Source organism: Atribacteraceae bacterium (assembly GCA_035477455.1).
Classification (GTDB): Bacteria; Atribacterota; Atribacteria; order Atribacterales; family Atribacteraceae; genus DATIKP01.
This window is the reverse complement of sequence record DATIKP010000035.1, coordinates 1-12634: the sequence shown is the minus strand read 5'-3', so window position 1 is coordinate 12634 and position 12634 is coordinate 1. Positions and strand designations below refer to the sequence as shown.

At 53.9% G+C, this 12634-nt stretch carries 12 protein-coding genes; 7 read left to right on the top strand and 5 right to left on the bottom strand.

Annotated features, from left to right (window positions below):
• Positions 1 to 120: 120 nt before the first annotated feature.
• Complete coding sequence (locus VLH40_01860) at positions 121 to 318, bottom strand: hypothetical protein (GenBank protein ID HSV30755.1); 198 nt, start codon at positions 316 to 318, stop codon at positions 121 to 123.
• Between the two features lie 509 nt (positions 319 to 827).
• Here VLH40_01860 and VLH40_01855 point away from each other — a divergent pair.
• The 6 genes from VLH40_01855 to VLH40_01830 all read left to right on the top strand — a co-directional run bounded on the left by VLH40_01855 (position 828) and on the right by VLH40_01830 (position 6195).
• Positions 828 to 1103 carry a BMP family ABC transporter substrate-binding protein gene (locus VLH40_01855; GenBank protein ID HSV30754.1) on the top strand — a complete coding sequence of 92 codons (276 nt, stop codon included), beginning with the start codon at positions 828 to 830 and terminating at the stop codon, positions 1101 to 1103.
• A gap of 83 nt (positions 1104 to 1186) precedes the next feature.
• Complete coding sequence (locus VLH40_01850) at positions 1187 to 1321, top strand: hypothetical protein (GenBank protein HSV30753.1); 135 nt, start codon at positions 1187 to 1189, stop codon at positions 1319 to 1321.
• Positions 1322 to 1515: 194 nt separating this feature from the next.
• A complete protein-coding gene (locus VLH40_01845; GenBank protein ID HSV30752.1) occupies positions 1516 to 2520 on the top strand; it encodes a BMP family ABC transporter substrate-binding protein in 1005 nt (334 codons plus the stop codon).
• 119 nt (positions 2521 to 2639) lie between these two features.
• Positions 2640 to 4169, top strand: a complete 1530-nt coding sequence (locus VLH40_01840; GenBank protein ID HSV30751.1) for an ABC transporter ATP-binding protein — start codon at positions 2640 to 2642, stop codon at positions 4167 to 4169.
• Positions 4170 to 4231: 62 nt separating this feature from the next.
• Positions 4232 to 5263 (top strand): ABC transporter permease, encoded by a 1032-nt coding sequence (locus VLH40_01835; protein ID HSV30750.1) that lies wholly within the window; start codon positions 4232 to 4234, stop codon positions 5261 to 5263.
• Between the two features lie 5 nt (positions 5264 to 5268).
• Entirely contained in the window at positions 5269 to 6195 is a 927-nt protein-coding gene (locus VLH40_01830) for an ABC transporter permease (protein ID HSV30749.1), read from the top strand.
• 397 nt (positions 6196 to 6592) lie between these two features.
• Here VLH40_01830 and VLH40_01825 read toward each other — a convergent pair whose 3' ends face one another.
• Both VLH40_01825 and msrA read right to left on the bottom strand, forming a co-directional pair.
• Positions 6593 to 7093, bottom strand: coding sequence for a rhodanese-like domain-containing protein (locus VLH40_01825; protein ID HSV30748.1), 501 nt, complete (start codon positions 7091 to 7093; stop codon positions 6593 to 6595).
• Positions 7094 to 7448: 355 nt separating this feature from the next.
• Positions 7449 to 8339 carry a peptide-methionine (S)-S-oxide reductase MsrA gene (gene msrA / locus VLH40_01820; GenBank protein ID HSV30747.1) on the bottom strand — a complete coding sequence of 297 codons (891 nt, stop codon included), beginning with the start codon at positions 8337 to 8339 and terminating at the stop codon, positions 7449 to 7451.
• A 252-nt stretch (positions 8340 to 8591) separates the two neighbouring features.
• On the opposite strand from msrA, the gene VLH40_01815 reads away from it, so the two are divergent.
• Positions 8592 to 9887 (top strand): M20/M25/M40 family metallo-hydrolase, encoded by a 1296-nt coding sequence (locus tag VLH40_01815; protein ID HSV30746.1) that lies wholly within the window; start codon positions 8592 to 8594, stop codon positions 9885 to 9887.
• Positions 9888 to 10054: 167 nt separating this feature from the next.
• Here the strand turns inward: VLH40_01815 and VLH40_01810 are convergent, their stop codons facing one another.
• Together VLH40_01810 and VLH40_01805 are read right to left on the bottom strand one after the other, a co-directional pair.
• Positions 10055 to 11287, bottom strand: a complete 1233-nt coding sequence (locus VLH40_01810) for a hypothetical protein (protein ID HSV30745.1) — start codon at positions 11285 to 11287, stop codon at positions 10055 to 10057.
• 43 nt (positions 11288 to 11330) lie between these two features.
• Entirely contained in the window at positions 11331 to 12548 is a 1218-nt protein-coding gene (locus VLH40_01805; GenBank protein HSV30744.1) for an ROK family transcriptional regulator, read from the bottom strand.
• Between the last annotated feature and the right edge of the window lie 86 nt (positions 12549 to 12634).

The window sequence follows — 12634 nt, the reverse complement described above, 5'->3', positions numbered from 1 at the left end:
CCATAAAGTTGGATTTTAAAATAACCCCCTTTGAACGCGTAAATATTGGCTCTCACGCGATTGCTTGAAAAAAGTCTTGCTAAAAATTAACGTAGAATCTGAGAGTTAAGGGGCCACAGGTCAGCACCTCCTCAACCGTTCCACCAGATTGATTGGAATGATCGATTGAGCGGCCCACCAATAGCGATCAATCGGACCTCCCCCGCAATCAAAATCCTGCCGCTCAAAACCAGAAAGCATCTGCAAACCGAGAGTGTCCCGGGGGGAGTGCGGGCGGCTATTCACCGGTGTTGTGTTCTCATCGGGCGCGGTGTGCATCCGTAGTTTCCCATCTCGTTCGGTAATGACTGCGGCAACTACCCCCCCCTGTCCGGGGAGCGTTGCCCAGGAGGTGGTTTAGACGACAAGAGAGAGAAGCGAAGAAGGTGGGAGATTTTTCACAACGGGTTCGGTTTGTAAAAGTAAGAGGGTACTTTGCATGCCTGAAACAGAGCAGATAGCACGCTCGTGATCGGTGTCCTTTTGTTGCTGGTCGGGTTCGTTGCCTCCGCCGAGGGGAGGGCCGGGTGGTTTTTGAAGGACTTTTACGAGATATGGCCGTCACCGGATAGTAGATGGTGTTTCTCACCATAGAGTTCCTGTAGAGGGAAGCTCTTGCCGTTGTGAGGCGGGAGTTCCCCAATCAGAGGTTCGTCGTCACGGACGCAGTGGTCTTGAGCCGAATATCACCTCGCTCATCTTCTGTAAGAAACAGGGATCTTTCCTCGTCGATATTGTCGCCGGGATGATGACCGGGACCGGGTGGGTTGGTTTTGTCGGGGGGACAGATGGATCGATCATCTGTCGGTTCCAGGCCGGGTGCCTGGCCGGAGCGATATAGACCCAACCTTGATGTCACGGTCGAAGTGAGCTATGTAGAGTCGTTCCGTGATCCCGCTGGCGATAAGGAGTATGCGCTCGCTCATTACGTTCGCGGAATGAATACCATCTTCGCGCTGGTCGGCAAGACAAACCGCGGTGTTTTCAATGCCGCGGTAGAGTTTGGTAGGATCGTCATTGGTGTCGAAGTCGATCAGGCTCCTCTCACCCTGCGTATCTCATAGCATGATCATAATCGACAACGCCGCCTGCCACACGGTATTAGACGCACTCCACGGGGAGTTTAAGCCGGGGGTGTGGCCGGAATATGCTTCCTGATGGTCGACCACGTGCGCACAAGCACAGTCCCCTTGTGGGAGGCGGTGCAGGGGCGATGGTGATCGGTGCCTGGCGGATGATTATTGATGTTCTGATTATCGTCCCTGAGGAGGATGATATCTAACCATGTTGAAGTGAACCACGACCGGGTGGCGAGGGGCTGTCCCGCTCTCAAGCAAAGGCGTACGAGCAGAACGAGCGGCAAAAGCGAGGGGGGAGCGTTACTTTAAAAACAATATCACTATCGTGTATGGTGGTGGAAGATGTCTTACAGTGGAAGAGAGCAATCTTTCCAATTTTAACAGGAGGCTGTTGAGAATGAAGAGGAAAAGTTTAGTCATTACGCTGTTAATAGTCAGCTTGCTGCTGGTAACGATGACCGGATTCACCGCCTATGCGGCGAGAGATCGGGCTGCAATCGTATTATCAATCGGTGGCCTTGGCGATAAGTCGTTCAACGACTTTACTTTTGCCGGATTCCGTAAGGCTGTGGAAGCGCTGGGTGTGCCCCTTGACTATGTCGAGCCGCTGGCGATCGCAGACTTTGAGATGTTACTGCGTGAATATGCTCTAACCGGCGATTACAAAGTCATCTTTGCTGTCGGGTTCCTGCAAAGGGACGCGCTTGCCATAGTAGCGCCGGAATTTCCCGAGCAGAAGTTCATCATCCTGGATGCAGTGGTTGACGAGCCAAACGTTGCCTCATTGATTTTCCGCGAGAATGAGGGTTCCTTCCTTACCGGGGTAGTTGCCGGGATGATGACCGAAACCGGCCGAGTTGGATTTGTCGGCGGGATGGATGTGCCGATCATCCGCCGCTTCCAATCCGGTTTTCAAGCCGGGGTGTCTTGGGTCAACCCCGCTGCTGTCGTTGATGTAACCTACGTAGGATCGTTCGGCGACCCGGCAGCTGGCAAAGAACATGCCTTGGCCCAGTACGCAGCCGGAGTCGATATTATTTTCGCTCCAGCCGGCAAGACGAATTTGGGAGTCTTTGAAGCTGCGGTAGCGCTCGATAAACTCGCTATCGGAGTCGATGTCGATCAGGCCCATATAGCGCCTGCGCACATTGTCGCCAGCTCGATCAAAGGGCTCGAAACTGCGGCCTACTGGAAGACGCGCGCTGCGCTGGAAGGCAGATTCGAACAGGGGATACATGAATTTGGTCTCATTGAGCAGGTGGCCGGAATATGTTTCTTGGTGCCGGATGTTGAGCGAGTAAGCACGGTATACTTACCGGAAACAGTGCGGGCGCAGGTGATCGGTGCGCGGCAGAAGATCATCGATGGCCTGATTATCGTCCCTGATGAGGATGATATCTAACCATGTTTACCGCAAAATATAACGGGGCGGTTGATGGACCGCCCCGTCTTTAAGTGCTTCTACTAAGTGCTTCTATTAAACAATAAGCCAATATGCCTTAGTGGAGAATTCAATACCCGATGGTAATAGATAAAGATAAACCAGCGCCGGCAGTTGAGATGGTACAGATCACCAGGCGCTTCCCTGGAATATTGGCTAATGATCGGGTGAATTTTTCCGTTGCCCAAGGGGAAATCCACGGACTGCTCGGGGAGAACGGTGCCGGCAAGAGCGTGCTGATGAGTATCTTGTACGGGCTATGCCGGCCCACATCCGGAGAGGTGCTGATCCACGGTCGGCTGGTATCCATCGCCAGCCCGACTGAGGCGATTGCCCTCAAGATCGGCATGGTGCATCAGCACTTCATGCTCATCTCCAATATGACCGTCGCGGAAAACGTTGTTCTTGGGTTCGAACCAGACGGGTTTTTCTTGAAGCGCAAAGAGATCGAAAGACGGGTGGCGCAATTCGCCGCAGAGGCAAAGTTGCAGGTTGACCCGACAGAGATGGTCGAACGTCTGGCGGTCGGAGCGCGGCAACGGGTGGAGATCCTGAAGACTCTCTACCGCCGGGTGGAGATCCTGATCCTCGATGAACCGACCGCTGTTCTCACCCCGCAGGAGACTGAGGACCTGTTCACCACGATGCGCACGCTGCGTAACCAGGGGAAGACGATCATCTTTATTGCCCACAAGCTGAAAGAGATCATGGCAATCTGCGATCGAATGACCGTTCTGCGCCGAGGGAAGCTTGTTGGCACGGTCACCGCCGCTTCGACCAGCGAATCCGAGCTGGCGGAGATGATGGTCGGGTCGGCGGTGATCCCGGCGACCCGCACCGGGCAGGCAAAGATTGGGGAACCGGTCTTACGGGTGCAGTGCCTGACCGCAGATGGCGAATGCGGGCAATGCGCGTTTGATGGAGTGAGCTTCGAACTGCGGGCAGGCGAGATCCTTGGGATCGCCGGAGTGGAGGGAAACGGGCAGACGGAGCTGGTGGAGGTTCTCACCGGGCTGCGTAAGCCGACCGGGGGCAAGATTTTTTTGCGTGGTGCCGACCTTACCGGGATGTCCCCCCGTACCGCGCTTGATCACGAAATCAGGCACATCCCTGAGGATAGACACAAACGGGGGATAGTCCAGGGTTTTTCAGTGAAGGAGAACCTGATCCTGGATGACCATGACCGCCCCCCGTTCAAGGGGAGATTCTCCCTATTGCGGGAGCGCTTGATCAGGACGTTCGCTGACCGGCAGATCGAGGAGTTTCAGGTTCAGACGCCGAGCCGGGATACGCTGGTCAGTTCCCTCTCCGGTGGGAACCAGCAGCGGCTCGTTGTAGCGCGCATCTATGGGCATGGGAAGGAGCCATCGCTCGTCGTTGCCGCTCAGCCGACCCGCGGATTGGACGTGCAGGCGATGTGCTATGTCCATCAGAAACTGATCGATCTCTCCGATCAGGGGGCTGCTGTTCTCCTTGTCTCCGCCGACCTGGAGGAAGTGATGGCGATCAGCGACCGCGTCCTGGTAATCCACAAGGGTAAGCTCAGTGAGACGAGCGACAGCCCGAGCCGACAGGAGCTGGGTATGCTGATGGCGGGAGGGAGAGGATGAGCGACAACAGCCAAGCGCAGCCGGTCGAGCGTCCCGTAGCGGTCGAGAGCTGGAGATCGAACTTGCTTGCGAAAGTGATCGCGCCGCTGCGCTCGATCCTGCCGGAGATTGTGGCTGTATGCGCCGCTTTCATGGTTGGAGCGATCGTATTGTGGGTAACCGGCCATCCGATCGGGGACACCTTCTATCGCCTCTTCCACGGTGCGTTCGGAACCAGAAACGCGATCGGGACGACCCTCACCCGCGCTACCCCCCTGGTCTTCACCGGGCTCGCGTTCTCAATCGCCTTCCAGTGTGGTCTGTTCAACATCGGTGCCGAAGGGCAGCTCCAGGTTGGTGCGTTTGCCGCCGCGTGGGTCGGGTTTGCCTTGCCGGCGATGCCACCCTTCGTCCATATTCCCCTCGCCTTTGCCGCGGCCGCTCTGGCCGGTGTTCTCTGGGCGCTGATCCCCGGTGTCCTCAGGGCGAAGCGCGGGGTACACGAGGTGGTAACGACGATGATGCTCGCTCATGTGGGGATCTTGTTGACCCGTTATTTCGTGTTCGGCCCGTTCAAGGCGCCCGGATTGATACCCCACACCGAGAGGATCGCTTCCACGGTACAATTGGCGAGGATCATGCCGCCGACACAGCTTTCGACCGCGTTATTCATAGCCCTGTTCTGTGCCTTTGCCGTCTACCTGTTCCTGTGGAAAACATCGCTCGGTTATGGAATAAGGGCAGCCGGATTGAATCCGACCGCGGCGGAGGCTGGCGGAGTGCCTATCACATATTCGATCATTCTGTCTCTCCTCCTGAGCGGAGGCCTCGCCGGGCTCGGCGGGGCGGGGGAGGTCCTTGGTGTCTTCCATCGGTTCATCGACGGATTTTCCCCTGGCTATGGTTGGGACGGGATCGCGGTCGGCCTGCTGGGCAGACTGCACCCGATCGGCATCGTCCTCTCTGCGCTCCTGTTCGGAGCGCTGCGTGTCGGAGGGATAGCGATTGATCGAACGACCGATGTGCCGCTCGATATTGCGGTTGTCCTGCAGGCGATGGTCATTCTGTTCATCGCTGCTCCGAAATTGCTGAAGTTCATTCGGAAAAGGAAATAGACGAGATGGGCGCAATCTGGGATATTCTTAACCTTGCTCTGCTCGCCGCGACGATACGGATGGCGACCCCGCTGATCTTGACCGCAATCGGTGGGGTGTTCACCGAGCGATCTGGAGTAACCAATATCGGCATGGAAGGCATGATGCTCTTCGGTGCCTTCTTCGGCGTATTGGCCAGTTATTGGACCGGTTCTCCTTGGTGGGGAATGGTGGGTGGGGTGGCCGCCGGCGGGGTAGCGGGTGCAATCCATGCCCTCCTGGCAATCAAATACAGCGCCAATCAGATCGTGAGCGCGCTGGGGATCAATGTCCTCGCTTTAGGGCTCACCCCGTACCTGTCCGCCATTACCTGGGGTTCGCGGGGAGCCTCTGATGAGGTCGCTGGGTTACCCCGTTGGGAGATCCCGCTCATCCGGGAGATCCCGGTGATTAGCGAAATCTTGGGGCCGCACGCACCGACCGTGTTCTTGATGGTAGCGATCGTTGTCGTTGCCCAGATCGTCCTGTTCAAGACGAAATGGGGGTTGCGGGTACGCGCGGTTGGCGAGTTCGCCCGGGCGGCGGCGACCGCGGGGGTACCGGTCCAGCAGACGCGCTACATCTGTGTGGTTATCAGCGGGATCTTGTCTGGTTTAGCCGGTGTCCATCTTGCATTGGGCCATCTCGCTATGTTCTCGTGGGGGATGACCGGTGGGCGGGGGTTCATCGCGCTGGCGGTGATGATCTTCGGCAACTGGCGCCCGTACCGCACCTTGGCGGCCGGACTTGTATTCGGGTTTGCCGATGCGCTTCAGATCAGGCTACAAGGGTTAGGCGTGCCCGTGCAGTTCATGCAGATGATCCCCTATCTGGTCACGATCGCGGTCTTGGCCGGCGTGATGGGCCGTTCACGACCACCCGCTGATATCGGAAAACCGTACGAAGCCGGATAGATGGTATCGGAAGAGCGGGTCGCCCCGACTTAAAGGATTCACGGATGATGAGCCCGTTGTGTTGGCAAAACGGCGTCCTCTGTCTCCTCGGCCAGACAAGGCTCTCCTGCGGGGAGGTCTGGCTAGTACGGGGGTTGACGATGAGAACCGTGAAAGAGTAGCCGGGAATCCGGGGAGAGTAACCGAATAAGTATGTGGTTGTGGTGGCGGATTAGTGGAAACGATCAGCCGCAGTCCCTTTGTATTTTCGTTTGGCAATTTTTCGTGAAAGACCGGTGAGTCTTGTAATAAGATAAATACACTCAAAACCTCTCTCCCCACGGCTGAATAAACACCCGGATTTTGATTAAATCTATCCATGACATCAGCTACCGGTTAAAAATCTGAGGAAAACCGGTCAGTATGATTTTGCCACTTCAAACGGCCAGTCGATTATTCCACCTAAATCGTAGATCCGGGTATATCCCAAGCGGGCTAAAATAGCCGCCGCTTCCTTGCTCCGCCTTCCACTCCGGCAGTAGAGTATGATTGCTGTGTCCCGGTCGGGTATCTCATCTGTAATTAGGTTACCGAGTTGGTCGAGAGGAATAAGAGTACTTCCTGGAATATGCTGGTCATCGTGTTCCTGGCGGGTCCGCACATCGAGCAACACGACGTTTTCTTCGCTGGCGAGCATCTTCTTGGCTTCTTCCGGGCTAATGGGTATATAGGGGCGGGAAATAAGGTCAACCAACCCGTCCCCTTCGCTGGTCCACGTCTGTTGCCTTCCGGTAAACATAAACAGGATGATCATGATCAGAGCCAGAGAAACAAGCATGGGCATCAGCCGAAGAAGCAAAGCCCGCTTTTTATCGCTCCGTTTGGTTTTTTCTGTTCCGACATCTCTTGGTCCAACCATTTTCCAGCCCCCGCAGGATTAAGTGATGAGTCCAATGACCAGGGATAAATAATACTACTTATTCAAGAAAAACAAAAATATCCTGCAATCATTCCTGCCTTAACTCTGGCCAGGATATTTATACGCTTTTTTAATAGAAAGCAATTCAAAGATCGAGCGGCCATCGATGATCAGGAGAAAGTCCATAACCGCTCAATGGCCGATTCAGTTACTCGGCGAGTGTTTCTTCATACTGCTGCAATCTTTGCTTTAGTGGAAAGAGTGCTTCATTACTCGCTGAAATCGAAAACAAGCGATATTGGACGATGGTATTGTACGATCCATGTGCACCTGAAACAATGATTCTTGAGACGAGCTACCTTCTTTCGAGTCGGGAAGCAATTTCCAGGAGAGACCGCCGGGTTTCGTCAGCCAGCTCCATGATGGCGAGGTTTTCCGCGAGCTCTTTCAGGTTAATATGCCTGGCCACAAAGGCGTTCAAGCGGGCCGCAAGCGTAGAGTCGACGTATTTATCCGTTTCCGGGAAAAGCGCGGATAGCACTGTAGAAAAGGCTGGTCTCTGCCTCAGCATGTACTTTTGATGATAGTCTTCGGCCCGGGTAAAATTACGGAAGGAAACAATCTCGGTCAGTACCGACTGGCCGAGCTTTTTTGAAATTTCTTGGCTGGTATCCCTGGCTATTTGTTCTTGTTCCTGGTTATGGGTGAAAATGATGGAGCTGTATTGGCGTGAATACGGCTTGGCTACTGGGTTATGGCTTTCCCAGAATACGGTAAGCAACTGTTCATAACTGATAAGGTTCGAGTCATAGTCTATCTGGATGGTTTCGCTGTGATCTCCGATATTCCGGTAAGTTGGATTTTGCGTGGTTCCTCCGGCATAGCCGACCCGGGTTCGAATCACTCCGGGCAAGCTCCCAAACAAGGCATCCGGGCTCCAAAAACAACCCAGGGCAAAGGTTGCTGTTTCCATCCCTTCCGGATGCGCGGATGGATTTATCGGGTTATTGGTATCTATTTCATTATTAACCATACTGGCAGCCTCCTCGAGATTTTTCGCAGGAATTAAAGCAGGGCAGGTTCTTGGCGAGGCCAGGGCTTCTTGATCTTCTCCAATAAACAAAGGACAGGGAAAATAACCGCTTCCTGCGAGAAAAAGTACAGCCGAAACAGCGATAGCCAGAAAGATTGGTTTCAATAGTTTTCTATAGCCGTCAGGCTTTCTTCCAGGTTTATGGTCGGACATTCTATTATCTCCCATGCCGGATCGGTGCTTATTGATAAAACCGCTGGATTTTTTCGCTTATATAGCCCATAACCCATTTTTGTCCCGTTTATTTCTGACAGGTTCTTTGCTCCGCTTCATACCGTACGGAGAGCGCAAGTTAAATTGAGATAAGGCTGTATTTAATTCTTTTTTCGTTATAATCGGTAAAGGGCAGGCCTTTTCCCCTGGTTCTTGAGGTATTGGATTACTGTCTTTATAAGGAGATGGCCCATGAAATGGACACATGTCGAGATCGACAAGCTGGTCGAAGAGTACCGGGATGAGATCATCCAGACAACCCGGGATCTCGTTTGTATTCCTTCGGAAAATATCGTGCCTTCGGGTAACGAGAAAGGATGCCAGGAATATCTTCTCAAGCGGCTTGATGGAAGAAAGGCGGACATTGACCTGTTTACTCCGGATGAGGTTCCGGACCTGGATCGACACGAAGGATATTTCCCGGGACGGGACTACCAGAACCGGCCGAACCTGGTGGTGCGGAGACGGGGCGCCGGTGGAGGGAAATCACTGGTCTTTTCCAGTCATGTCGATGTTGTCTCAACCAGCCAAGATCTCTGGCCTGAGGGCGATCACCCCTATTCTGGAAAATTGACCGACGGCAGGATATACGGCAGAGGGGCGTTTGATATGAAGGGGGGGTTGATATCAACCCTATTTGCGTTGAAGATAATCAGTGATCAGAAACTTCGCTTGCGGGGTGATTTGATCTTCGAGAGTGTCGTCGATGAAGAGAATGCGGGGTCCAACGGGACCCTGGCTTGCCGGGTGCGGGGTTACAATGCTGATGCGGCCATCATCCCTGAGCCCAGCATGTTAACGGTCTGCCCGGCGGCGAAAGGAGGCCGTTATTACCGGGTCGCCCTGCGAGGTGCGGGTGGAATGGGCTTTGGAGAAGAAACGCTTGTTAACCCGGTCTACGGTCTGGCGACCCTGATCAAGGGGGTGGAAGCCTATGAGCGCTGGATTAACACCCTGCCTTCAATGCTTTCGTTATACACCGGAGACGAAAACCCCCGGGACGTGATTTTGGATAAAGTCCAGGCCGGGGACCCGAATCCCGGAGCGAATGTCGCCGTTCCAGCTGAGGCTTGGTTTTCGATCTATATTACCTCGCTTTATTCCGAAGCCGAATTGCTCGATCGGGAACTGACCGACTTTCTCAACCGGCAGGTACAAAATGATGGGTTTTTCGCCGAGCAGAAACCGCTGGTCACTCCCCTTTCCCGCTATCTCTATCCTTATCAGTCTGACGTAAATCATCCCCTCGTCTCTATGCTGGCTAAGAGCGCCCGCCGGTTTACCGGAATTGAGAATCGGGTTTCCGGTGCCCATTTTGCCTGCGACGGTTTTATTTTCCATAAATATTTCAATACACCGGTCTACATTCTCGGTCCCCGCGGCGGGAATGCTCACGCCTGCGATGAATTCGTCCTGGCCGATGACGTGGTCAACCTCACCAAGGTTTTTATGGCGGTGGCCCTGGAGTGGTGCGGATGGAACGAGTGAGTGGAAGATCCCTTTTCAAGGGGGGAAATATAATGAGTGACTGATTGGCCCTCACCCATACACTATACTTCCCTGGCAGGGAATGCCTTTTAGGCCACAAACAGGGTTCCCGAATCATTGACTGCCGATCGGTTGATAGAGGAAATTCGGAATTATCGGCTGAGGGGTCAGCTTTCCGCGGTAACCTGCCAGAGACCTTGTTCCCGAAAGGCTCTGCTGTCGTAAATCTTCACTCCTTTGACCACCCGGTTGATGGTTCCCTGCTCAGATGGTGCATCGGGTTTCAGGCCCAGGGCAAGAGACTTGAAGAGACCCAGCAGTTGCCCGACGATGACCTGAACAGGAGGGCTGAAGGCATCGGGAATGCCCAGGGAGTTGTCCGGATCGAAAGTGCAAACCACATCGGCCAGCTCCTGAATCTCTTTACCCGGACTTGCCCCTACTGCAATGAGGGTTTTCCCCAAACGCTTTACCCGGAGTTCGGCCATAAGTTCTTGTTCATAGCGTGCGGTGAGGGGATCGGAAGAGAGATAGGCCACAACGATGGTTTGTTTGTCGATGACCGCTTCCGGACCGTGGCGTAGCCCCAGGTACGTATCCCAGGCACACATGACCCGTCCCGCGGTTAACTCCTGTAACTTGAGATGAGATTCGACGGCGGTGCCCCGATTGGCGCCGTTACCCAGAAAGACAGCCCGATCGAATTCCATCCGGCAGATCTCCTCTAAAATATCCGGACAAGACAAAAGCAGGTTTTTACCGGCGGAAACGAGTCTGCCAACCAGGAGTGGAAATTCCTCGAAGTCAAAGGTACGGGACACGCCTTGCCCGGCGATCACCATGTTGGAAAAGGAGGCAGTCATGGCCAGTCCATGGTCATTGGTCCGGTCATCCAGCGTCAGACAGAGGGCTTCGATGTTTTCCCCGCATTGGAGGGCCAAGCTTCCCTGCCGGTTACAGGTGATCACCAGGTGTTTGATCTTTGGACAGAACTGGTTGGCCAGGGCATAAGCACCCACACTTTCCGGACTGTTTCCGGAACGGGCGAACGAAATTAAAAGTGGTGTACTTTCCGGAACGAACACGTCTTCCGGATTGGTCACGATCAGCGGTGACGGGAAAACGCCTGTCGGAATCCGGAGTTGTCGGCGATAAAGGCCGTCCAGGCAGTACCCGATGAATTCCGAGGTTCCAGCGCCGCTCAGCAGGATTAACGGGTGCGGTTTTTGGGATAAACTACCGATCAGGGTTTTGAGTTCAGGAAGGACAGCCGCCACCCGTCGTGCGGTATCCGGCCAGAGGTCCGTCTGGCGGGCGATTTCCAGCGGGGTATACAGGGTCCCCCTTTTTTCCTTCTCGGACGTTGGGCTGTGCAGGAGTTTTTCCAGGGCATTTTCCATTCTTTGTATCCTCCTTTACATGATTCAGGCTTGAGTGATGGCCTCAGCCGATCTCCAGGTAATCGGTTTGTTCGATCAACCAGTGAATACCCCCGATGATTCCGGCGTCCTTTTTCAATTCGGAAATTTCCAGGCGGGGCATAAAGAGCACCTTTCCTGCAATTTCCGGGACTATTAAGTCCAGGAGATAATCCTCCGCCAGGGACAAGCCGCCGCCGAAAATCACGATCTCCGGATTGATGAGGTTGATAATGTTGGCCAGGGCCAGATTGAATGACCGAAAGGAGGTGGTCAGGATATTACGGGCAGTCGGATCGCCCTGGATAGAGGCCTGAAAGACGATGCGTCCGGTCACCCTTTGAGGATCACCGCCAGCCAAATCGAGCAGCCTCTTTCCCCGCCCGGCCCGGATCGCCGATAGGCCCTTATTTTGTAAAGCATATCCGGAGATTGTCTTTTCCAGGGCTCCGAAAGCATAAGGGGCGATTTGCTCTACCTGAAATTCTTCGAGGCTGGTATAGCAATAAGCGATTTCCCCCGCTGCGTTATTCGGTCCGAAATAAATCGAACCGTTGATCAGCAACGAACACCCCAGGCCATAGGCGAGATCGATATAGATCACATTCTGGTACTTTTTCGCCTTCCCGGAAACCTTTTCTCCGAGCAGGGACAGCTTGGTGGAATGGTTGATGGCAACCGGCGTTTGCAGTTCCTGCTCGAAATAGTTCTTGATGTCCAGGTTCTCATACTGAGCGTTATCGGGAAACCATTTTAACTCCCTTTCTTTTTCCACGTAGACGCCGGCCGCAATGCAGATGACGCGCAAGAGATCCTGATGCTTCAAATTCGACTGGGTGAGAAGGTGTTCGATCTTCGATCGGATTTCGGAAAGCCGGTTCCGAAGGTTTTTAGTGCGATCAAAGGTTTCATTGTGTTTGGCGATGATGCTACCTTTTAAATCCGCCAGGGCCAAAGTGAAATCCTCACGCCCCAGATCAATGGCCAAAAAATATTTTCTGGTGTTATGCAACTTGAGGAGAATTGGTCTCCTGCCCCCGCTGGAACGTCCTCTTCCGATTTCGACAACCAGCTTACGCCGTAGTAGTTCCTCAATCAGGTTGGAAACAGTGGGTTTGGAAATCGAGGTCCGGCGAACCACGTCCATGCGGGAAAGTGGTTCATGCTTAATGATCGTATTGAGAACCAGTTTCAAGTTACTCCGTTTGACGTCTGATTGAGACTTCCGGGAAATGGAATCCAACAGAATTCTCCTCGATGTATCGTTCCGGTCGTTTTTTCAAGTATTCATTAATGATTTTGCTGCAAAAACTCATTTCAGCAAGGCCC

Bases quoted from the DNA above. Each gene is read 5' to 3' on its own strand.
- VLH40_01860 (HSV30755.1), bottom strand. From the start codon at position 318: ATGCACACCGCGCCCGATGAGAACACAACACCGGTGAATAGCCGCCCG.
- VLH40_01855 (HSV30754.1), top strand. From the start codon at position 828: ATGGATCGATCATCTGTCGGTTCCAGGCCGGGTGCCTGGCCGGAGCGA.
- VLH40_01850 (HSV30753.1), top strand. From the start codon at position 1,187: ATGCTTCCTGATGGTCGACCACGTGCGCACAAGCACAGTCCCCTTGTG.
- VLH40_01845 (HSV30752.1), top strand. From the start codon at position 1,516: ATGAAGAGGAAAAGTTTAGTCATTACGCTGTTAATAGTCAGCTTGCTG.
- VLH40_01840 (HSV30751.1), top strand. From the start codon at position 2,640: ATGGTAATAGATAAAGATAAACCAGCGCCGGCAGTTGAGATGGTACAG.
- VLH40_01830 (HSV30749.1), top strand. From the start codon at position 5,269: ATGGGCGCAATCTGGGATATTCTTAACCTTGCTCTGCTCGCCGCGACG.
- VLH40_01825 (HSV30748.1), bottom strand. From the start codon at position 7,093: ATGGTTGGACCAAGAGATGTCGGAACAGAAAAAACCAAACGGAGCGAT.
- msrA (HSV30747.1), bottom strand. From the start codon at position 8,339: ATGTCCGACCATAAACCTGGAAGAAAGCCTGACGGCTATAGAAAACTA.
- VLH40_01815 (HSV30746.1), top strand. From the start codon at position 8,592: ATGAAATGGACACATGTCGAGATCGACAAGCTGGTCGAAGAGTACCGG.
- VLH40_01810 (HSV30745.1), bottom strand. From the start codon at position 11,287: ATGGAAAATGCCCTGGAAAAACTCCTGCACAGCCCAACGTCCGAGAAG.